13 protein-coding genes are annotated in these 23,692 nt (G+C 46.1%); 4 read left to right on the top strand and 9 right to left on the bottom strand.

Features of this window, described 5'->3' with window-relative positions:
* Positions 1 to 206: 206 nt before the first annotated feature.
* From LKD42_RS09015 to LKD42_RS08980, 8 genes are all read right to left on the bottom strand, one after another.
* Positions 207 to 4,931: a glycoside hydrolase family 2 TIM barrel-domain containing protein gene (locus LKD42_RS09015; RefSeq protein WP_248835486.1), complete on the bottom strand. Its 4,725-nt coding sequence runs from the start codon at positions 4,929 to 4,931 to the stop codon at positions 207 to 209.
* A 557-nt stretch (positions 4,932 to 5,488) separates the two neighbouring features.
* On the bottom strand, positions 5,489 to 6,601 hold the full coding sequence (locus LKD42_RS15240) for a peptidylprolyl isomerase (protein ID WP_248835485.1): 1,113 nt from the start codon (positions 6,599 to 6,601) through the stop codon (positions 5,489 to 5,491).
* Positions 6,602 to 6,777: 176 nt separating this feature from the next.
* A complete protein-coding gene (gene mfd / locus LKD42_RS09005; RefSeq protein ID WP_248835484.1) occupies positions 6,778 to 10,302 on the bottom strand; it encodes a transcription-repair coupling factor in 3,525 nt (1,174 codons plus the stop codon).
* 30 nt (positions 10,303 to 10,332) lie between these two features.
* A complete protein-coding gene (gene pth / locus LKD42_RS09000) occupies positions 10,333 to 10,908 on the bottom strand; it encodes an aminoacyl-tRNA hydrolase (RefSeq protein ID WP_022119523.1) in 576 nt (191 codons plus the stop codon).
* Between the two features lie 156 nt (positions 10,909 to 11,064).
* Positions 11,065 to 12,483 (bottom strand): sensor histidine kinase, encoded by a 1,419-nt coding sequence (locus LKD42_RS08995; protein ID WP_248835483.1) that lies wholly within the window; start codon positions 12,481 to 12,483, stop codon positions 11,065 to 11,067.
* The gene (locus LKD42_RS08990; protein WP_022119520.1) at positions 12,464 to 13,159 is read right to left on the bottom strand and encodes a response regulator transcription factor; all 696 of its coding nucleotides are present in this window, start codon (positions 13,157 to 13,159) and stop codon (positions 12,464 to 12,466) included. Before LKD42_RS08990 ends, LKD42_RS08995 begins: the two co-directional genes overlap by 20 nt.
* A gap of 233 nt (positions 13,160 to 13,392) precedes the next feature.
* The gene (gene glgD, locus LKD42_RS08985; RefSeq protein WP_022119519.1) at positions 13,393 to 14,511 is read right to left on the bottom strand and encodes a glucose-1-phosphate adenylyltransferase subunit GlgD; all 1,119 of its coding nucleotides are present in this window, start codon (positions 14,509 to 14,511) and stop codon (positions 13,393 to 13,395) included.
* Entirely contained in the window at positions 14,508 to 15,782 is a 1,275-nt protein-coding gene (locus tag LKD42_RS08980; protein ID WP_147631912.1) for a glucose-1-phosphate adenylyltransferase, read from the bottom strand. Before LKD42_RS08980 ends, glgD begins: the two co-directional genes overlap by 4 nt.
* 314 nt (positions 15,783 to 16,096) lie before the next feature.
* On the opposite strand from LKD42_RS08980, the gene murC reads away from it, so the two are divergent.
* The 4 genes from murC (at position 16,097) to LKD42_RS08960 (ending at position 21,071) form a co-directional block, all read left to right on the top strand.
* The gene (gene murC, locus LKD42_RS08975; protein WP_248835482.1) at positions 16,097 to 17,476 is read left to right on the top strand and encodes a UDP-N-acetylmuramate--L-alanine ligase; all 1,380 of its coding nucleotides are present in this window, start codon (positions 16,097 to 16,099) and stop codon (positions 17,474 to 17,476) included.
* A gap of 209 nt (positions 17,477 to 17,685) precedes the next feature.
* Positions 17,686 to 18,789 carry a DnaD domain protein gene (locus LKD42_RS08970; RefSeq protein ID WP_173866568.1) on the top strand — a complete coding sequence of 368 codons (1,104 nt, stop codon included), beginning with the start codon at positions 17,686 to 17,688 and terminating at the stop codon, positions 18,787 to 18,789.
* Between the two features lie 10 nt (positions 18,790 to 18,799).
* Positions 18,800 to 19,798 carry an ATP-binding protein gene (locus tag LKD42_RS08965; RefSeq protein WP_022119516.1) on the top strand — a complete coding sequence of 333 codons (999 nt, stop codon included), beginning with the start codon at positions 18,800 to 18,802 and terminating at the stop codon, positions 19,796 to 19,798.
* A gap of 100 nt (positions 19,799 to 19,898) precedes the next feature.
* Positions 19,899 to 21,071 (top strand): ribose-phosphate pyrophosphokinase, encoded by a 1,173-nt coding sequence (locus LKD42_RS08960; RefSeq protein ID WP_248835481.1) that lies wholly within the window; start codon positions 19,899 to 19,901, stop codon positions 21,069 to 21,071.
* Positions 21,072 to 21,951: 880 nt separating this feature from the next.
* Here the strand turns inward: LKD42_RS08960 and LKD42_RS08955 are convergent.
* On the bottom strand, positions 21,952 to 23,688 hold the full coding sequence (locus LKD42_RS08955) for an ATP-binding protein (RefSeq protein ID WP_173895240.1): 1,737 nt from the start codon (positions 23,686 to 23,688) through the stop codon (positions 21,952 to 21,954).
* Positions 23,689 to 23,692: the final 4 nt, after the last annotated feature.

The following is a 23,692-nucleotide window of genomic DNA, read 5'->3' as shown; positions in this document are numbered from 1 at the left end:
GCGGGTCCCAAGGTCTTTCATCCACCTATGAGCAAGCTCATGTGGATTTAGACCTTTTGACCCTGGCATCATCTTATATATCTTATCCATTTTTTACATATTTTACAAGTAAAAAAACCGCCCCGGCAGTTTTTCACTGCCGGGGACGATTTTCCGATGGTTATAAGTTCCGATCGGGCTGTCTTTATATCCGCTTTTCTATGTGCTTATTTTGTGATCTTAACGCCTGCTTTCTGTCCTTTTCCTTTCAGCAGTCTTTTGTAAGATCTCAGCTTCTTAGCCGGTACTTTGATCTTTGCTTTCGCATGGATACCCTTGAATGCTTTTTTGCCGACTTTCTTCAGAGAAGTGGATTTGATCGTGATGCTCTTCAGGTTTGCTGCTTTTTCAAACGCACTCTTACCGATAGTCTGAACGTTTTTGCCGATCACAACTTTTTTCAGTTTCTTATCGCCCTTGAATGCTTTGTTTGCGATTGCGGTTACCTTGAAGGTGTATTTGCCGTTCGCACTCTTAACGGTTGCCGGAACAGTAAAGGCTGTCTTCTTGTTATTTCTCTTAACAAGTGTTACCGTACCACCCTTTGCTGCAGATTTTGTCACCTTGTAAGTAGCGTTTTTGTACTTGATCGTAGCACCTTTTGCCGGAACATCGTTGGCCGGAGTCGGGTTCGGTGTCGGATTCGGTGTCGGGTTTGGTGTCGGTTCTGGCTTCGGTTCCGGATTTGGCTTCGGTTCCGGTGCCGGATCAACGCCTTTTACAAGATTTGCTCTTGCTGTCTGCAGTTTTGCAAGTGCTGCATTTACTTCTTCTTTTGTAGCTCCGTCTTTCTTTACGATTTTCTGAGCTTCTTCCAGAGCTGCTTTATATGCTGCATAAGAGCTTGCTGTGTACTCTGATTTCTCAATTGTTTCTGCCAGCTTGATCTCACCCTGAATTTTTTCGATTGTTTCTTTGTCTGCTACTTTTACCGTTGCATTCAGTTTAATTTTGTAAGTATTGGTCTTCTTACCATCTTCGGAGGTAACGATTACCTTTACAACGTCATCTTTATCAAATGGTACTACTGTTACAGATGCATTGTCTTTTGCAGTTGCTTCTACAACCGCTTTGTCTGCTCTGTCTACGTTTACGGTATAACCATCCAGTTTGCCTGCTGCAAAGCCGGCTACTGCTGTTCCGTTTACTTTCAGATCACTCAGTTCCGCTGTGCTGTTGGATGTATAACCGTTTGTGCTTGTCCAGATCTCCAGCTCAGTCAGACCAACATAGCCTGTACCAACCTGTTTCATGGTAAATCTCAGTGCTTTTGCTTTCTGGACATCTTTAAATACCAGTTCATTCTTCTGATTTACCTGGTAATCTCCTTTGGTAAATGCAACTTCTTTGAAGTTTTCGCCATCTTCGGACACTGCAATGGTTACGCTTTCCGGTGCGGATACGTTTTCATCACCGAAGAACCATGCATTGATGCTTGCCAGTTCGTAAACTTCATCCCATGTAAACGTAATAACCGGTGAAGAGTTCAGCAGATGGTCGTTCCAGTTTGTCCATCGCATATTCGGCTTATTCAGAACATTGTTTGTACCATCTACGATGGAGAGCAGGTTATCTGCAGGCTCACCACAGCTCTCTGTCAGAGTCTTATATTTCGGTGCTACGTTGACTGCTTCTTTTACTTCGCCTTCTGCAACACGTACGGTTGCCGTTGCGGTCATCTCTGTGCCGTCTACGTCAACTTTACCGTTTACTTTTACAACATCGCCGACTTTTGCCAGATCCGTTGCTTTGATAGACTCCCAGGTAACTGCATATGCACCATAGCTTGTGCCATCCGGAAGGATACCGGCTACAGTTGAAGGCAGGGTCGGAACCAGATTTTTTACGGTTGCTCTTGTGTAGTTCTGTACTGCCACGATGATCGGTTTTACATGAAGGTTTGCAGATACTGCTACTTCTTCGTTTCCAACTTTCAGTGTTCCATTCAGGACATACTCGCCAGGAGTGTTGTACATCTCATTTGTCAGATTCCAGGTGATCGTACCTTCCTGTGTGGAATCATCACTCATGATACCGTTTACGGTTGTCTGAAGCTGTGGTTTGGTTCCCATGGTAACGGTGTATTCTGATTTGATCGTGTAATCTTTCAGGAATACTTCACCTTTTTTGTCACCTACCGTATTTACAAATACAGAATCCCCTTTCAGACCTGCGGATTCTGCTTTCAGTACGAAACCGCCTGCACCTTCGGTGCTGCGTACGATAACGAGTGCTTTTCCGCTGAATGCCTTGATGTTTGCGGTCTTGTCGCTTGTCAGAACGGATTTCTGCTGGAATTTATCTACGGTAGATGGATTTCCGTTATCCACACCAACGATGGTTCCGTTACCTGTTAAGGTAAAGCGGATGCTGTTGTCTGCGGCACTTACAAAACGTCCGTCTTTGTCGTTGACATCAATATCAATGTAGCTTAAGCTGCTGCCGTCAGCCTGGATCTCTGTCTTCTCTGCGGTAACTGCAAGGCTGCTACCTTTGTCGCTGTTTGTCGTAACGGAAGCAGAACCAAGGGTGTCTTTGATCTCGTTTCCACTTTCATCATAGGCTTTTGCACTGAGCGTGCCTTCTGCATATTTTACGTTGAACTGGATAGCCTGGGCTTTCCACTGCTGTGATTCGTTGACTGCTGTACACTGATCTGCATCGTTTGATACATTGCTGTAAGTAGCCCATTCATGACCGGCTGCTGTCTTGATCGGGGTTCTTGTGGAAGTACCGATCAGCTTGTCGTTCAGGTAGAGTTCTACTTTTGCTGCGTTTGAATAAACATATACCGGTACTTTGCCGCCGGAGATGCTTAAGTCTTCTGCATTCCAGCTCTGCGGTACGACATGCAGTGTCTTTTTATCCTCTCTCCACTGGCTGGTGTAGAAATAGAAGGAATCTTTCTCAAAGCCTGCGGTATCGATCACACCAAAGTAAGAGGAATTCGGTACTGCCAGTTTATCACCGCTGACACTTCCTTTATCCGTTCCGTTCCACGGTGTCGGCTCGCCGATGTAGTCAAATCCGGTCCAGATAAACTCACCGGATACAAAGTCATCTTTGATGGTGTACCACCAGGACTCACGTGCTGTATTGCCCCAAGATACGGCGTTGGTATCGTATGCCGTACACTGATAGTCACCTTTCTTGTTGTACTGAGACAGTGTATTGTAGATACCACGACTGTTGCTTGGAGAAGCTGTCTCAGTAGCAATGATCTTCCAGTCCGGATGAGCATTGTGAATGCCGCTCATAGATCCCATGGAATAGTTGGCACCTGCAAGACCTTCTCCGTTCTTTGCCAGAACGGTACTGACTTTATTACGGAACTCCGTCGGATTTGCAGACTGCAGACCATATGGATTGTTATCACCAACTGTGATCGGTCTTGTCTTATCGATTGCTTCGATGTAGCTCTTCATGTTCTTTGCATACTGCTCGTACTGGCTCTTACCAGCCTCTGGAACACCGAAGTTCAGCTCATTTCCGATATCCCAGATGATAACGGACGGATCGTTTTTGTCACGCTCGATATTTGATTCCAGAATGAATTTATACCAGGTATCGCCTGTCGTTGCACCAAGCAGCTTGTTGTCTGCACTGATGGTCTGATTGAAGTGTGTGCTGAAATCCTGGCTGTTGCCGTTTTTCGGGAATGCCCATCCGTCAAAGGTCTCATCCATAACCATCATACCAAGCTCGTTGCATGCTTCAAGCAGTACCGAAGACGGTGTGTTGTGAGAAGTACGGATCGCATTACATCCCATTTCTTTGAGCTTTTTAACCTGACGGTATACTGCATCACGTTCTGATGCGGCTCCGAGTGCACCCTGGTCATGGTGCATACATACACCTTTGAGTTTTACATTTTTGCCGTTCAGGCTGAAACCGGTATTTGCATCAAAATTGATGTAACGGAAACCGTAGGTTGTCCTGTAAGTGTCTTTTACTTTTCCGTCTACCAGAACTTCGGTCTGTACATAGTACAGGTTCGGATTTTCTGTGCTCCACAGTGCCGGTTTGTTTACTTTCAGGGTCTGTTCTTTTTCTGCTGTGCTGTTTGCTGCCAGTGTCACATCGGTGGTCACTGCCTTAGAAACTGCTTTTCCCTCTGCATCCAGGACTGTTGTGCGGATCTGGGCTGCTGCCTGTGCACTGCTGTCATTCTGGACATCAGTCTGTACTTTAACGGTAACATCGCCGTCTTTTTCTGTCGCCAGATTTGGTGTAGTCACGTATGTGCCGTTTCTGGAAACATGAACGGCATCGGTAACGATCAGCTCTACGTCACGGTAGATACCGGATCCTGAATACCAGCGGCTGGATGGAGTCTGATGTACCACTTTTACGCTGATCACGTTCTCTGTAGTGCCGTCGCAGGTCAGATATTTTGAAATATCAAATGCAAAATCATTATATCCATAATGGTTTTCTCCTACTTTTGTGCCATTTACATATACATATGTATGATTATAAGATCCGTCAAAGTTCAGGACAACACTCTTGCCTGCGTAATCACTCGGCAGGGTAAAGCTCTTGCGGTACCATCCTGTACCACCCGGCATGAATCCGGACTCTGCTTCGTTGGAGTTGGACGGCTCCTGTGTGATACTGAAGTCGTGCGGAAGATTTAAGTCTCCCCATTCATCTGCCTTGGAATCATCGTAATCCTTTGTTTCTGCACCGGTTACATCTCCAAAGTGGAACTTCCAGCCTTTGTTGAAATTGATCTCTCTGCTTTCAGATGTCTCTACGCCGGCTTCTGCCAGAGCAGACTGTACCATAGCATCATCAACCGGTGATGCCATAACCGGAACGCTGATGCCGGACATAACCATAGCGGTTGCCATCAGCACAGAAAACAACTGTTTGCTGCTTTTTCTTCTCATGCTTTTCCTCCTTAACTGACTAAAAGTGGGGATATTCCCCTCCGAAATCTCCCCAAGTTGTTCAGTAATACGATTTTTCGATTCGCATCACTGAAAATATTCAGTATTATCATACAATAAAACCCACACTACGTCAAGGTTTTCGAGGCGAACTTACCATAATATTCTGAGGGTTACAAAATATTCAGTAAACAAATAATGCAAAATGGATATAGCTTCTTTTTAAGAGAAAATTGAGGGAATTGTAGATTATTATCAAGAAATATGCAAAGTATAGATAAGCAAAATAGGCAGGACGTCATAACATCAGAAAGTAAATCCTTACATCTTGCGGTAATTTTGAAAGCCTGAGAAATGTATATGCTGGACAGAAAAAAGGCAGCTGCACAGTGACGGTAGCAAGGTTCCGTCGTGAGGTTTGTGTCTAGTTTCCGCCGCCGAGCGGTGTCTGAGCAGCGAAGCTGCGAGTTCCAGCGAACGGCGGATCATAGACGGCACAAACCGAACAGGAAACGATGCGTGTCACGTGCTCTGCCTTTTTACGTCCAGCATGATAATTATTCTGTTGCAGCTGCACTCTCTGTCTCACTTGCAGCCTCGGTTGCCTCTGTGCTTCCGGCATCTTCGGTACTTTCTGTACTTTCCGTTCCGGTCTCGCTCTGAGCCTCGGTTGCCATCTGGTAAATATCATGGAAGGTGATCTCTTTTAACAGAGCATCATCCTGTGTGTAGTCTGCTGCACTTTCCCATGCATCGTAGACTTCGCTGAATTTGCTGCTCTTTCTTTCGTTGATGATCCGTTCCTTTTTGCTTGCAGTTGCATCCGGATCATAGGTTGCTTTCATCTGGATGACATAATATCCTGCATCTGTGGTGATCACTTCATCTGCCACTTCTCCGTCTTTCAGTTTATCTGCTGCATTGCGGATCGCTTCATCCAGGGTGTAACTTTCATCATTATCACCATAAGAGGTGCTGCTCACGGTCTTGGTGTCATCGACATCTTTGACTGCATCTTCCATGCTCTTGCCGCCTGCTACTGCATCACGTACTTTCTGTGCATTTGCAAGCAAAGCTGCTTTCTCATCATCCGTCAGTACCACTTTATTGCCATCCGAATCGGTCGTATCTGCAGTGCCAAATACCACGTAATTGATTGTTTTCTGAGCTGCTTCGTCATCAGTTACGTTGGTATCAACATCTGCAACGATCGCATTTGACATTTTATTGCGGATCGTGTACAGTTCCAGAACACGTGCCACACGTTCTTTTGTCGCACCCATGGATTTCAGGGTTGCCTGGTCGTTGTCATCCATAAACTGCTGTGCAGCTTCATCGATCTTCTTTTTGTCATCGTCTGTCAGGCTCACATTATACTCGTCCTGATGCTGTTCGAGGATCAGCATCTGTTTGAGGGTATCCATCATCGTGCTCTTTGTGGAATCGCCGTACTGTGACCACAGATTATCTCCAAGATAAGATCCGTAAAATGCCTGCATCTGTGCCTGGCTATAACGAAGCATGATATTTGCCACTGCATATTCTGTTTTCTGTCCGTCCAATGTAATGATCGCCTTACCTGAATTTCCACTGCATCCGGTCAGCATCCCTGCTGTCAGCGTAAAGCACAGTCCTGCGACTGCCAGTCTGTTTTTCATTGTTTTTTTCACTGTCTTTTCCTCCTGATCAACTGGTGCCATTCATTCAAGAATACCTCCGGCATCCGGCCACAAAAAATCCTCTTTCAGGCACCATACTGTCTGCTATTATATCCTTTTTCACCCGGTACGTCAATTGCCATCCGATATTCTAAAACATTCCTGACATTCTTGTTTCAAGGAGCTTATCATACATCACATGCCAGATTTTTTATCATCTTTTCCGTCAGGCTGCGTACCAGTGTCAGCACATCCTCATTATCTTTTCCGTTTTTACGCGGCTTCACGTAAATAAAGTAAGGATTGGTATCTATGACAAATTTCATTTTCCCTTTGCTCTCTTTTACCAGAAGCTCGATCCCTGTCGGATCTGCCTTTGCCCGCTCAAACATGGTAAAGCGGATCTGGTCGCCTTTCTGTGCGATCTCGGTCAGCCATGCCCGGTGTGCCATCGCTTTTAAATTTGCCACAGCAAGCAGGTTCTGCACCGCTTTTGGCGGCTCTCCGAAACGATCCATCAGTTCTTCGAGCATATCATCGTATTCTTCTTCGCTCTCGATCGTGGCGATGCGTTTATAGACATCCAGTTTCTGGAATTCATTCTTAATATAACGTTCCGGGATAAAAGCATCAATATCCAGATCGATGACGGTATCAAATTCTTCTTCCGGCTGCGTCTCACCTTTGAGTTCTTTTACGGACTCATTGAGCATTTTGCAGTAAAGATCGTAGCCGACTGCCTCCATATGGCCGTGCTGCTCTGCCCCGAGGAGATTGCCGGCACCACGGATCTCAAGATCACGCATGGCGATCTTGAAGCCACTGCCAAGATCGGTAAATTCCCGGATCGCATGGAGACGTTTTTCCGCCACTTCCCGCAGCATTTTGTTTCTGCGGTACATCAGAAAGGCATACGCCGTCCGGTTCGAACGTCCGACACGCCCGCGGAGCTGATAAAGCTGCGACAGGCCAAGATTGTCCGCGTCATGGATGATCATCGTGTTGACATTGGAAATATCCAGTCCGGTCTCTATGATCGTCGTGGATACCAGCACATCAATCTCACCATTGATAAAGTCATACATGATCTTTTCCAGTTCACGCTCTTTCATCTGCCCATGTGCAAATGCCACTCTGGCCTCCGGCACAAGCGATGCGATCTTATTTGCCGTCTCTACGATCGTGTTGACACGATTATAGACATAGTAGACCTGTCCGCCCCGTGCCAGTTCCCGGCTGATCGCTTCTCGCACCATCTCTTCGTTGTATTCCATGACATATGTCTGGATCGGCACACGCTCCATCGGTGCTTCCTCCAGAACGCTCATATCGCGGATCCCAACCAGGCTCATATGCAGCGTCCGTGGGATCGGCGTTGCCGTCAGGGTCAGCACATCGATGTTTTCCCGCAGCTTTTTGATCTTTTCTTTGTGCGTGACACCGAAACGCTGCTCCTCGTCGATGATCAGAAGACCGAGATCTTTGAACTGCACATCTTTTGAGAGCACCCGATGCGTGCCGATCACAATGTCAACCAGTCCTTTTTTGAGGTCTTCCAGCGTTTTTTTCTGTTCTGCTGCCGTGCGGAAACGGCAGAGCAGATCCACACGCACCGGATAATCTTTCATCCTCTGGACGAAATTATTATAATGCTGCTGGGCAAGGATGGTCGTCGGCACCAGAAATACCACCTGTTTGCTCTCCTGTGCCGCCTTGAACGCCGCACGGATCGCCACTTCCGTCTTGCCATATCCGACATCGCCGCAGATCAGGCGATCCATGATCTTATTGCTCTCCATATCGTGTTTCACCGCTTCGATCGCCTCCAGCTGATCGTCCGTCTCATCAAACGGAAACGTCTCTTCGAACTCTTTCTGCCAGATCGTGTCCTCTCCATAGCAGAATCCCTCTTCCCGCTGTCTCGCCGCATAAAGCTGCACCAGATCTTTTGCAATATTTTTAACTGCACTGCGTACTCTTGTCTTGGTACGTCCCCACTCCTGCGTCCCCAGTTTGTTCAGTTTCGGGCGTTTTGCCTGCGAATCTGCATATTTCTGGATGACATCGAGCTGCGTTGCCGGCACATAAAGGTTGCTTCCGCCGGCATACTCCACCTTCATGTAATCTTTTGTGACTTTATCGACTTCTATTTTTTCAATCCCGCGGTAAATGCCGAGTCCGTGGTTTTCATGCACCACGTAATCACCGACAGAAAGCTCTGAAAAACTGTGGATCGTCTTACCTTCGTAATGTCTGATCTTTTTGCGTTTTTTCTTTTCTTTGCCGAAAATATCGCTCTCCGAGATCACCAGAAACTTGATCAGCGGATACTCATACCCGCGGTGGGCACTTCCGTAAAGCAGCATGATCTCGCCTCGCTGTACGATGCGGTCGGCATCTTCCGAATAAAATGCCCGCAGTTCATGATCACGAAGGTCCTCTGCCAGACGTTTCGCCCTGGTTCTGGATGCACACAGCAGGATCACGCGTTCTCCCTTTTTCTTCCACTGCTGCAGATCCTTCACCAGAAGTTCAAAGCTGTTGTTGTAGGTGTTGACACTGCGTACATCGATGCTGAAATGCTCCGCAAAATGCCACTGTGGTCCTGCCGCCTCCAGCATACACAGCCCCATGCAGCGATGTTTCTGCAATTTTTCGGATGCCGTCTGGCTCTCACAGAGCAGGTTCATCTGTCCCGGCAGCACATACCCTTTTTCCAGTCGGTTTGTCATGCTCTCCCGGAACTCCTTTTCGATCGCCTGTGCTTCCTCCCAGAGGCGGTTCGGCTCATCTAACACCACCAGTGCCTCTTTCGGAAAATATTCCGCAAACGAAACCATCCGGTCATAAAAATAAGGAGCCAGACCATCGAGCACAGACATCTGCTTCCACTGCGTCAGACTCTGTTTTACTTCTTCTGCAAAAGCTTTCAGGCGTGCCGATTCTTCTGTTTTCCGTTCCTGAAAGAACTGATCTGCAAGCCTTTTCGCCTCTTTTTCCAGCACCGCAAGCCCTTTTTTGATCCGCCCGTCATCGGCTGTAAATTCACACGCCGGATAAATGCGGATGCTGTCCAGATTTTCAATGGAACGCTGGCTTTCCACATCAAAACTGCGGATGGAGTCAATCTCATCGCCCCACAGTTCGATGCGGACCGGATTTTCTTCGGTCAGCGGAAAAATGTCGAGAATACCACCTCGCACGGCAAACTGCCCGCTTCCTTCGACCTGTCCCACCCGCTCGTAGCCCATGGCTGTCAGTTTCTTTTTCCAGAGCTCCATGTCAAATTCCGAATCGCTCTCTACCGTCTCGACCTGCTTTTGAAAAACTTCCGGCGGCAGAAGATGATCCATGATACCGCCCATGGTCGTGACGATGGTCACTTCCTCTTCTTCCATCAGTTTCTGCAGTACACGGATCCGCTGCTGTACCAGAAGATTGCTCTGCACATCGGCACTGTAAAAGATCAGATCTTTTGCCGGGTAAAACAGCACATTTTTGTCAAACAGGCGATAATTTTCACACAGTTCTTTTGCACGCAGCTCACTGTATGTGACGATCAGTTTCTTTTTTACCGCTTCTCCTGCCGCATAAATAAAATGTGCTTTCTGGGCATCGATACATCCTGTCACCTGGATTGACTGCTTTTTCAGTGCCTGCTGTATTTTCTGAAATTCTTCAAGCTCCTGAAGCGGTTCTGTAAAAGCTCTCATCCGTCTGCTACCTCCCATTCAAACCCCTGTCTATTTCTCTGTCTTCTTGTTAAACTGGTTCATCGCATGTTCCATGGTGTCATTCATCATGCAGACGGCTGCTTCTCCGGCCCGCTCAAAAGCTTCCTCCATCAGCACTCTCTCATCCTTTGGAAAACGACTCAGCACATAGTCTGCCAGATCATATCCTTTTGGTTTTTCACCGACTCCGACCTTCACCCGTTTAAAAACCTGGGTGCCAAGATGTGCGATGATGTTTTTGATGCCATTGTGGCCGCCGGCACTTCCTTTTGGACGGATGCGGAGCTGTCCCGGCTCCAGGCTGATGTCATCGTAAATGACGATCAGTTCTTCTTCCGGATCGATCTTATAGAAATCAACCAGTTCCCGCACACTCTCGCCGCTCAAGTTCATAAAAGTCTGCGGTTTGGCAAGCACCACTTTCTGACCTTCGATCATGCCTTTTCCGCAGAGTGCTTTGTGTTTTTTTGTATCCACGCTGATATTATACTTGTCTGCTAATATATCTATCGTGTCAAACCCGACATTATGTCTGGTCTGTGCATACTGTTTGCCAGGATTTCCAAGTCCTGCGATTATATACATATCCTTACCTCCAACGACAATTTTGCCCGCCTTTTCCTGTGGGGGTATCCCACTTTCAAAAGCCGGGCTTTTTACCTGTTTTGTTTTTTCTTTTTACCAGCACATCATACTCTAAATCCGCTCTTTTTTCAAGTCTGTCTCCGGATTTCACATTTTTTACACAAGTGGCAGTGAAAACCAGAAACATACTCCGTTTTCTCTGTTATCCACGCCGTAAGTCCCTCCGTGCATCGTGATCACGGTCTTTACAATATGAAGTCCGAGTCCGCTGTGCCCTGTCTGTTCTTCTCCCTGGTAATATTTTTCCCAGATTTTTCTTTTCTCTTCGTCTGTGAGCGGTTCACTGTCGTTGTAAACACCAAAAACCGCTTTTCCGTCTTTCTTTGCCAGAGAAATTTTCATGTGCCTTCCCTCGCCGCAATGTGCAAAAGCATTCATGATATAGTTTCCCGCTGCCTGCTCAATGTATTCACGGTTTCCGAGGATCCTGCAGTCCTTTTCGATCTCGCTTGCGATCTTCAGATTTTTTTTGTGAAACAGTGCATCGTATTTCAGCATCATATATTCTACTGTTTCTGATAAATTCAGACGTTGCCTCTCCACATTTTCCAGTTCATGCTCCATAGAAGAAATATTCAGCAGATTTCCAACCATATCACTCATCTTCTGCACTTCTTCACGGATCGACGAGAAATAATAATCCTGATCCACCTTATCTCCCATCGCCTGCAAAAGCTCGATCTGTCCGGAAATGACCGCCAGCGGTGTCTTCAGCTCATGTGTGATATTTGCCGTGAAATCGTTCCGCATTTTATTGAAACGCTCCAGTGCATCCTTGCTGCTTTCCAGTTTCTGGATATAATCCTGCATCTCATCTGCCATCATATTGAAATTATGTGCCAGAACACTGATCTCCTGATACGTTCCGTAATTTTTTGCCCGCACGGAAAAATCACGCTCAGTCAGTTTCTGCGAAACACCAGAAAGTTCTTCGATTGGCTTTGCAATCCTTCGCGACTGCCAGTACATAAATGCACAACCGCTCAGAAGGGAAAAAACAACCACGAACAGCAAAAATTTTTCGGTATAGAACAGGGCACTGTAGACTTTCTGTACATTTTCTTTCACACACACAAAATAACGCTCATCGCCCTGTTTCAGCCTTCCAAATAACCATAACGTTTCTTTTCCTCTTGCATTCCAGAACTGTACTTTTGGATCTTTTTCAAAAAATTTGCGGTATACAACAATATTGCGATGCACCTGTCTTTCATCCTGATATAAATTATCCTGTGAAGATCCGGTTGTATAAACCGGATCCATCTCTTTATTTGCTATGGTAAATGTCAGATTCTGCCCTTCATAGCTTTTCAATGTTTCCATCTCTTCATCGCCGATCGCTGACAGATCCATGCGTTTTACTTCTTCGTATGCTTTTTCGATCACCCGGCTCTTCTGCTGCCGGTAATAAGCCGGTGCAAACATATTATAAAGAAGCACACTTCCTCCGACCACGATCAGAAGAAACATCAGCTCCATCAATAGCATACTTGCCCTAAGCTTCTGCTGTTTCATTTTTCTCTCCTTCAAATATATAACCGACACCATACACCGAACGTATATAACTTCCATAAGGTGCAATCTTCCTGCGAAGCTGTTTTACCAGAGTATCCACCGTACGCGTATCTCCGCTGTAATCATATCCCCATACCGATTCCAGGATGCTGTCCCTTGTCATAACGACATTTTTATTCTTGATCAGATAACTTAAAAGTTCATACTCTTTCGGTGTTGTCTCGATCGCCTTTTCATCCACATACACTCTCCAGGTATCCGGCTCCACCGCGATGTGTCCGACTTCCACCCTCTCTTTCTGTTTTCCGGCACGTTTCAGGATTGCCTCAATATGAACCTTGACGATCGCCAGTGCATAAGGTTTCGTGATATAATCATCCGCCCCGTTTGCAAAGTTCAGAAGCTGATCGTGGATCGAGTCCCTTGCTGTCACCATGATCACCGGTGTATTGGATTTTTTGCGAATCTCCTTGAGGATCTCACTGCCATCCATACCCGGCAGCATGATATCCAGCAGGATCAGATCCACTTCATGCATATGGTCATAAAACATCGACAGCCCTTCCAGTCCGTTCAGTGCACGCAGCACACGGTATCCGTTCAACTCCAGATATTCTGCAAGTGTCCTGGATAATTTTTCTTCATCTTCGATCAATAATATGACATTTTTGTTCACGGATATGCTCCCCTTTCCTGATTTCAGATTTTTTCCTGTTCCCCCTGTTTTCGTCATTTTTGCATCTTTTATTATTTTCGAGTTTACGCAAGAATTGTGATATAATTGTGAAAAAAGTGCTTCCATCCGGTATCAGCTATCGGATAAAAGCACTTTTCGTCCCCATTTTATTATATCGTGTTTAAACCGGATATCCGATCCCCACACCTGTTTTTGCTAAATTAAAAAATACCTTACAGCACATATCTCTCGTTTTTCTCGATCACGATCTTGACGCCGTCCTCGCCGACATGGTAAGAATTGGCACGGATCGTATCACGGCTCTCTACGATACAGTTCTCGATGTGTGTGTTGTCTCCAAGATAGACATCGTTCAAAATAATCGAATTCTTGATCACACAGTTTTCTCCGACGAAAACTTTCTTAAACAGAACAGAATTCTCCACATAACCATTGATAATACAGCCGTTTGAAATAAGACTGTTCTTCACTTCACAACCCGGGTTGTATTTTGCCGGCGGATTGTCATCTACTTTTGAATATATATTCGGATACTGATGGAAGAAATAATCACGTACTTCCGGTTTCAGGAAATCCATATTTGTTTTATAATAAGAGTCTACGGATGCAATATTGCTCCAGTAATCTTTGATCTTATATCCATAGATACGTTTCAGATTTTTGTAACGAATCAGGATGTCTTTTACAAAATCGTGGCGGTCTTCCAGTGCACACCGCTCGATCAGCTCGATCAGCTGTCTTCTTCGAATTACATAGATACCGGTAGAAATGCAGTTGGAATTGCTTACCATCGGTTTCTCTTCGAATTCTTCGATCCGGCTGTCTTCATTCATTTTGATAACACCGAATCTTGTTGCGTCTTCTCCTCTTGGAAGGTCTTTACATACCACGGTGATATCTGCTTTTTTCTCGATATGATATTCCAGCACTTTGTTGTAATCCAGCTTGTATACACCATCACCGGAAGCAATGATCACATACGGCTCATGGCATTTCTTCAGGAAATCCAGGTTCTGTGCGATCGCATCTGCCGTACCGCGGTACCAGAAACTGTTGTCTGCTGTTGTGGTCGGTGTAAATACAAACAGACCGCCCTGTTTACGTCCGAAATCCCACCATTTGGAAGAACTCAGATGCTCGTTTAAGGATCTTGCATTGTACTGTGTCAGCACTGCAACTTTCTGGATGGAAGAATTCGTCATGTTGCTCAGTGCAAAGTCGATTGCACGGAAACCACCCGCGATCGGCATGGCAGCAATCGCACGCTTCTGGGATAACTCTCTCATCCGGTGGTTATTTCCGCCTGCTAAAATAATACCTACTGCTCTCATGCCATATCACCTTCCTTTATAATAGATTCACCGCTCTCCAAAATACCATTTGGATAATCTTCTGCTGTGGTAATTCCTGAAATCGCTGTATTCTTTCCTATTTTAACACCGGCAGGGATGGCGGATTTCTCGCCGATAACAGCCAGTCCGAAGGCATATACAGCAGGTTTGAACTTGTTCGGTGCTTCTTCTCCGATACCGATCTCTACGTCATTGCCAACCGTAACACCTTCTGCAATAATGCTTCGGTCTACCGTTACGTTCTCGCCGATCGTCGTGCCTCGCATAATAATAGAATCACGCACAACCGCACCTTTTTTGATCGTAACGCCAGGTCCGATCACAGAATTATGTACTTCACCGTAAATCTCGGTACCGTCTCCGACGATACATTTATCCACTTTTGCATCTGCTGAAATATACTGCGGTGCAATGATCTCGCTGGATGTATAAATCTTCCAGAACTCTTCGTAAAGATTGAACTCCGGAATGATATCGATCAGTTCCATATTTGCTTCCCAGTAAGAACCAAGTGTTCCGACGTCTTTCCAGTAACCGTTGAACTCGTAGGCAGCCATACGGTCTCCACGCTCTTTGAGCCATGGGATGATGTGCTTGCCAAAGTCACAGTTGCTCTGGTCTTTCAGTGCGATCAAAGATTCTCTCAATGCTTTCCATGAGAAAATATAGATACCCATGGATGCAAGATTGCTCTTTGGCTCTGCCGGCTTTTCCTGGAAATCTGTAATGACGTTGTTTTCGTCTGTGACAACGATACCAAAACGGCTTGCTTCTTCCATAGGAACAGGCATAACTGCAATCGTTACATCTGCGTTGGTTGCTTTATGGAAATCAAGCATTACTTCGTAGTCCATCTTATAAATATGGTCACCTGACAGGATCAGGACATACTCCGGATTGTAAGTTTCCATATAATTCAAGTTCTGGTAAATGGCATTTGCTGTACCTGTGTACCATTCTGTCTTTGAACTCTTTTCATAAGGCGGAAGTACGGTAACGCCGCCGACATTGCGGTCAAGATCCCACGGAATACCGATCCCGATATGAGTGTTCAGTCTCAGCGGCTGATACTGTGTCAGGACTCCGACTGTGTCCACACCGGAATTGATACAGTTACTCAACGGAAAATCAATAATACGATATTTGCCGCCGAATGCTACCGCCGGCTTTGCCACTTTTGAAGTCAGGACACCGAGACGGCTTCCCTGTCCTCCGGCAAGCAGCATGGCTATCATTTCTTTTTTAATCACGCTATCACCTCTTAATATTATTTTCACATCAGGAACCATTTTCCCGTTCCCATGATGCCTGAAATGCATCATCTATGTTGTATTTTTTATTATATCACAGGTTTCTTAAATAGTGAACATTTTTTACAATTTTTTGAAAAATTTTTCCTGTTTTTTATTATAATTGCATTATGTCGATTTTTCTGCGAAAACTTTTTGAATTATCTGCCTGAAAATACGGTAAAAGTTATGCCGGATTTCCAATAAGCTCTTTCTTTTTTCCAAAAAAAAGTTTATACTAAAATCAGACTTTAACAACAAAGGAGACTACAACTATGTATCAGATAGATTTCAAGAAACCAATGCATATACATTTCATCGGCATCGGCGGCATCAGCATGAGCGGGCTTGCTTCTATATTATTGAAGCAGCATTTCAAAGTATCCGGCTCCGATGCCCACGAATCCGAGCTCACAAAGCAGCTGGAAGCCGAAGGAGCCATTCTCTACTACGGTCAGCGTGCTTCCAACCTGGATGACACACCGGATCTGGTGGTCTACACAGCCGCCATCCACCCGGACAATCCGGAATATGCCGCTGCGGTAGCAAAACAGATCCCGATGCTCTCCCGTGCCGAACTGCTCGGCCAGATGATGCACAACTTCAAAACGCCGGTTGCCATTTCCGGAACGCACGGCAAAACGACAACCACCTCCATGGCTTCCTACATTTTCCTGGAAGCAGATATGGACCCGACCATCTCGGTCGGCGGTATCCTCGATGCGATCGGCGGCAATATCCGTGTCGGCGGCCATGACACGTTTCTGACCGAGGCCTGTGAGTACACGAACAGTTTTCTTCATTTCTTCCCGAAGATCAGCGTGATCTTAAATATCGATGCGGATCATCTGGATTTCTTCAAGGATCTTGATGATATCCGCCATTCTTTCCGCAAATTTGCCCAGCTGCTGCCGGACGACGGCACGTTGATCGTCAACAGTGAGATTGAACACCTGGATCAGCTGACAGAAGGACTGACCTGCAAGATCGTAACCTACGGTATGGACGCTTCCAGCGATTATTATGCTTCCAATATTACGTTTGACGAATTCGCACATCCGTCCTTTGACTGCTATAAAGGAGATACCCTGCTCGGTCATTTTGTGCTGCACGTTCCTGGTATCCACAATGTCAGCAATGCTCTGGCTTCCATCGCCCTGGCCGATCAGATGGGCGTTTCCATGGAACATACCCGTATCGGTCTTGAGAAATTCGGCGGCACCAAACGTCGTTTCGAGAAAAAAGGCGAGATCGGCGGCGTAACGATTATCGATGACTATGCTCACCATCCGACTGAGATCGAAGCTACACTCCACGCTGCACACAACTATCCGCACAAAAAGCTGTGGTGCGTATTCCAGCCGCATACTTATACAAGGACAAAAGCTCTGATGGATGACTTTGCAAAAGCTCTGACCCTTGCCGACCATGTCGTTCTGGCTGATATCTATGCTGCCAGAGAGACGGATACCCTCGGCATCAGCTCATCCATGCTGGCAGAGAAAGTGAACGCTCTTGGCGGCTGTGCGGATTATTTCGACTCCTTCGACAAGATTGAGACCTGTCTGCTCGAAAACTGCAAGCCGGGTGATGTCCTGATCACCATGGGTGCCGGCGATGTTGTCAAGATCGGTGAGAAACTGCTCGGAAAATAAAATCTGCACACGGTTTTCCGGTCTTGATTCCTTTGATCCACATGTTTCTGCACATTCTTTTTTTGCAGAACATGTGGATTTTTCTGCCCTTATTTCCCTTATTCTCAATGCATCTCTTTTATGCTATACTAGTGGACAGAAATGTCGGGGAAAAGCCTTTTTTCCTCAACCGATGCCTGCGAATTGCTCCACAGGAGGGGAGTTACTTTATGAAAAATATACGTTTACATCATCCTTTTTCCAACAACATGACTGCCGTATCCAACTATTTTATCGATTACTATATGCCACAGGCCGGCGGAGAATACGTCAAGCTCTACCTCTGTCTGCTGCGTCATGCGGCGGACTATGGCAGTATTCCTCTGGAATCCATTGCGGAACTTTTTGATTATACCGAGCGGGACATCTACCGCGGCCTGCAGTACTGGGCAGACCAGGGACTGATCGACCTGGCATTTGACCAGGACGGCAGCATCAGCGATCTGGTCTTTCTGGAAGTTCGAAAGCCGGAGAGCGTGCAGCAGGCTGCTGCTTCTGTCTCTTCCGGAGTGCTCCCTGCATCTGCAAAGGCACCCGTTTCCAAAAATGCAGCAAAAAAAGCGGCTTCCGAACCGAATGATTCCACGGAAGCAAAGGTCCTTTCTCCAAAATTGAAGATTTCCAGAGACCGTATGGCTGCCCTTCAGGGAGAACAGGATATCAAGCAACTCCTGCTGATCGCAGAATCTTACCTCGGACACAGTCTTTCGCCGACTGAAATGTCTTCTATTTTATATTATTATGACTCGCTGCATTTTAATTTTGAGCTGATCGAATATCTGATCGAGTACTGTATTTCACGGGGAACGAAAAGTTTTCATTACATAGATAAAGTAGCTCTGGCATGGGCAGAAGAAGGCATCACAAATGCCGGGCAGGCAAAGGAACGCCAGTCTCAGTACAGCCAAAAATATTATTCTGTGTTAAATGCTTTCGGCATCCGCGACCGGGGTCCCGGCAAACCGGAAGTGCAGATGATCGACCACTGGTTTGATGACCTGCATTTTACTTCGGATATCATTCTGGAGGCGTGCAGCCGCACACTGACCCAGACGCAGAACCCGAGTTTCCAGTATGCCAACAAAATCCTGGAGAGCTGGCACGCAAGCGGTATCCACCATCTGAATGAAATCCGAGAACTTGACCAGAAACATCAGAAGACGGGAAAAGCGGCATCGAAACAGCGTCCTGCCGTGACTTCCGGAAGCAAATTCAACAATTTCTCGCAGCGTGACTATGATTTTGATCATCTGGAATCGCTGCTGAACCAGTAGGAGGACTGCCATGGCACTGACGAACACACAATACGATACGATCATCCGCGAATACAACAAAAAACAGCTTCAGAACCGCCGGGATCAGGAGGCACGCATCGCCCTTGCAGAAAAGGAACTACCGGAGCTTTCACAGATCAATGGAGAAATCGCTTCTTTAAGCATGAAATGTGCCCGCCGCCTTCTGGAAGGGGAGGCTGCTTCGATCGATGACCTGAAAACAGAGATTGCCGCATACGGTATCCACCGCAAAGCTTTGCTGAAAAATGCCGGATTCCCGGAAGATTTTCTGGAAATGCATTATTCCTGCCCGGACTGCAAAGACACCGGCTATATCGGAAATGAGAAATGTCACTGTTTCCGCCAGGCAGCGATCAACCTGCTTTACACCCAGTCAAACCTGACTTCAATCCTGGAAACGGAAAATTTTGACCATTTCTGCTTCCATTATTATCCAGAAACGATGAAAGACCGCGTGACCGGCAGAAATGCCCGCGAGAACATCCAGAAAATCGTCGATGAATGCCTGCACTTTGTACAGAATTTTGATATGGAACACGACAATCTGCTCTTTTACGGTGCGACAGGCGTCGGCAAAACCTTTCTGACGCACTGCATTGCCAAGGAACTGCTTGAAAGTGCACATTCTGTCATTTATTTTACGTCTTTTGACCTGTTTGAAGTGCTCTCAACGGCCACGTTCGGCAAAAAATATGCCGAAGATGAAGTTTTGCAGCAGCACAGTGCCATTTTTGACTGCGATCTGCTGATCATCGACGACCTCGGAACGGAAATGACAAATACATTCGTCGCTTCTCAGCTGTTCCTTTGTATTAACGAGCGTCTGATGAACAAGAAATCCACGATCATTTCCACTAATCTCTCTCTGGAATCTCTGCGGGATCTGTATTCCGAGCGTGTCTTCTCGCGGATTTCCAGCAATTTCAAAATGCGGAAACTGATCGGCAAAGATATCCGCTTAATGAAAAAGCTTGGTGAACAGGGCTGAAAATGGCTTGACTTTGCTTTACTTTATGTTAAAGTAGGTATGTATAGGATTGGGTTTTCATTTAAAATGTAGTAAGTATGCGTAGGAGGACAACAACAAAATGCAGACAACAAAAGAACGATGTATAGAAACCATCCCGGTAGGACCACTGGGGCTGATCGCACTGGACAGCCATAAAGAGCTGGGCAAAAAAGTCAATGACTACCTGGTTTCATGGAGACAGGAGCGGAACCATGAACACAAGAACAGCCTTTCTTTCCAGGGTTACGAACGGGATTCTTATTTGATCAACGCAGAAGTGCCAAGATTTGGCTCAGGTGAAGCAAAGGGCGTGATTCGTCAGTCCGTCCGCGGAGCAGATCTTTATCTTCTGGTAGATGTATGTAACTACAGCATGACCTACAATCTCTGCGGATATACAAACCATATGTCACCGGATGACCATTTCCAGGATCTGAAGCGTATCATCGCAGCAGTAGGCGGAAAAGCAAGACGTATCAATGTCATCATGCCGTTCCTTTACGAGAGCCGTCAGCACAAACGTACCGGAAGAGAATCTCTGGACTGTGCACTGGCACTGAACGAACTGGTTCGCATGGGCGTTGACAATATCATTACCTTTGATGCTCACGACCCGCGTGTGCAGAATGCAATCCCTCTGAAAGGTTTTGAGACCGTTCAGCCGGTTTACCAGTTTATCAAAGGTCTGTTCCGTGCAGTTCCGGATCTTCATCCGAACAAAGACACCATGATGGTCATCAGCCCGGACGAAGGCGGTATGGGACGTGCTATCTACATGGCAAACGTTCTGGGAACCGACATGGGTATGTTCTACAAACGTCGTGATTATGCTACCATCATAAACGGTACAAATCCGATCGTTGCACATGAGTTCCTGGGTTCTGATGTGAAAGGCAAAGATATGATCGTGATCGACGATATGATCTCTTCCGGCGGAAGTGTTCTGGAAGTCGCTGCAGAACTGAAAAAACGCAAAGCAAACCGTGTATTTATCTGCTCTACGTTTGGTCTGTTCACAAACGGTATGGAAAAATTTGACAAGGCTTATGAAGCCGGCTTGTTTGATTTTATTCTGACAACCAACCTGGTATACCAGACACCGGAGCTGCTCCAGAAACCATATTATATCAACTGCGACCTCAGCAAGTATATCGCTTACATCATTGATACGCTGAATCATGATGCATCCATCAGCAGTCTGTTAAACCCATTAGACCGGATCAATAAATTCTTAAAAGAACACAATTCATAATGTTTGTCCTGCACAAACAGATGTGATTTAAGAATGAAATAGTTTTGGAAAACAGAACGCCATAATGGTTCGAAAACAATCTTCTGACACGCTTCGTTTCCTGTTCGGTTCGCTCGTGTGTTATCCGCCCTTTGCCTGAACTCGCCTCTTCGAGGCTCAGACAGCGGCTCGGGGGCGGAAACATCGCAAACCTCACGACGGAAGCCTTGCTATCGTCAGTACGATTTGTTTTCGAATTATTATGGCTGTTCTTATTTACATACCACATGTACCTCAAATATCACGCATTTTATTTGCACATGAGCAAACAGGATTCATACTACCAAGGTGTGGGCACTACTTTTTCTCCATAAATGAAAGCAACTTCTTATTTTACACTTTTCTAACAACTTCCAATATTTTTATAAAATTGCAACAATAAGTCGGACAATTCTATTGTATATTTGTTCAAGAATGCTTCTGGCTTTCTTGCTGCAAGGTGCACATCATACATCGCATGACATATTCTTCTGTGCACATCTGATATAAAATAACCTGATAATCTATGTTATTACAACACAAATCATCAGGTCATTATCTATGATATCGTTTTAGATCAGTTTGTATAAAAATTATGTCTTTATCTTTTTCCGAGTGAAGTAAAAAGATTTGTGTCTAGTTTCCGCCGCCGAGCGGTGTCTGAGCAGCGTAGCTGCGAGTTCCAGCGAACGGCGGATCATAGACGGCACAAATCGAACAGGAAACGATGCGTGTCACGGGTTCTGCCTTTTTCGTCCGGCACTCTATACACTTCTATACTCTCATTTTTATACATTCCATACACTTACAAAAATATCCGTGCGTGCCTTCGGGGAATTCGTTCATTTGCACATTCAAAAATTTAGTTCTCCTGCTTTATCTCATCCAGAATCCTCTGTTCTCTTCCATGGCAGGTAAACAATATCACCTGTCTTTTGCTGTGATAGAGCCATTTCAGTGTCTGTTTCAGTCTCTTATCATCATACATCACAAACGCATCGTCCAGTATGATCGGCATGGTCTCATCCTGGCAGAACATCTCACCGACCGCCATACGCAGTGCAAAGTAGATCTGCTCCATCGTGCCGCGGCTCACCTGTTCCAGGGAGAGCAGCTTTTTCGGCGTATTGATACGTACTTCCATGTTTGCATCGAGAAATACACTGGTATAACGTCCTTCTGTGATCTGGCTTAAAATATCGGAGATTTTCTGATTCAGATGTGCGGCAGATTCTTTGTAAATATCCTCAGAGATCTGGTTCATCGTCATGATCGCCAGACGTACCGCATCGAGTTCTTCCTGGATACTTCCGCTCTGTTCATTCTCTTCCTGCAATTCCTGGAGGCTCTCTTCCAGATTGTTTAAAATAACCTGTTTTTCTTTGCTCTCCGCACTGATGCGTTCCTGATTCCACATCTGCTTTTCAAATTCCAGGTTCAGCTCTTTTTCACGCTGAGCCAGTTCATCTTCTTCATGGTATTTTTCTTCCAGAAGCTTCTCACGCTTTGCAGAACGCTCCCGCTCGGCCTGGATCTCTTTTTTCATACGCTCCTGCATCCGTTTCTGGATACGCTCCTGCCGCTCCTGCTCCTCCTGATGGCGGCGGTAGATCTTCCATACAAAAATGGCAGATATCCCAAGCCATCCAGCAAGCACAAGGGCACTGATCCAGATATGCGGCACAAGAATGCAAACCAGCAGTGCCAGCACACCGCCTCCTAAAAGCCAGAGCTCCTGGTTACGCCACAGCATCCTGCGTTTGTCCTGTCCTGCTTCCATTCGCATTTTCCAGGACTCCATCTCATCTTTACCGGCATTCTCTTCCAGCGGAATATCCAGTTCCCGCTTCATTTTCTCCAGGCTTCTCTTTTTTTCTGTCAGTCTCGCCTGAAGTGCGATCCGCTCTTTTGCGATGCGTGCCATCTGGACTTCACAGTGTTTCTGTTCTTCGGACAGCTCCAGCAGTTCCTGACGCACGTACTCCAGACGCATCTGCTGGCTTTCCAGCTCTTCTGCCTGTTCTGCATCCAGACGCTTCTGTTCGGATTCCAGATGCCGTCTCTGGCTTTCCAAGCTCTTGATCGCCGCACTGACGTTCATCTCACCGTCTCCGGAATTCTGCAGATTGGTCATGTAATTTCGCAGTTCTCTTGCCAGACCTTCGTCCGTCGCTGCAGACTGCTGATTAAAAAACACGGTATTGCGAAAAGCATCCTCATTCATGCCTTCCATCAGAACCTGAAGATCGCCCTTTTCTACAGACAGTACTTCACCATTTGTCTCGCATACCAGGCTGACGCTCTTTTCCTTGCGGTAAAAATTCCGCTCCAGACGAAAGATTTTGCCACCGCTCTCAAATCGCATGATACCTGCAAACTGTCCTGCATGAAACCACGGTTCCCTGATGCTGTATTCATCTTTTCTGGCTGCCCGCCCTCTCTGCTTTTCAATCCCGAAAAACATACCGCGGATAAATGAATGAAGCGTTGTTTTTCCCATTTCATTCTCGCCATAGATCAGATTCATTCCATCATGAAATGTGACTGTCTCGTGGTTGAATTTTCCAAAATTAATGATTTCTAATTCCAGTATCCGCATGTAC

Origin of the sequence: Hominisplanchenecus faecis (genome assembly GCF_020687205.1) — a bacterium.
GTDB lineage: Bacteria > Bacillota > Clostridia > Lachnospirales > Lachnospiraceae > Hominisplanchenecus > Hominisplanchenecus faecis.
This window is presented reverse-complemented; position numbering and strand designations above follow the sequence as displayed.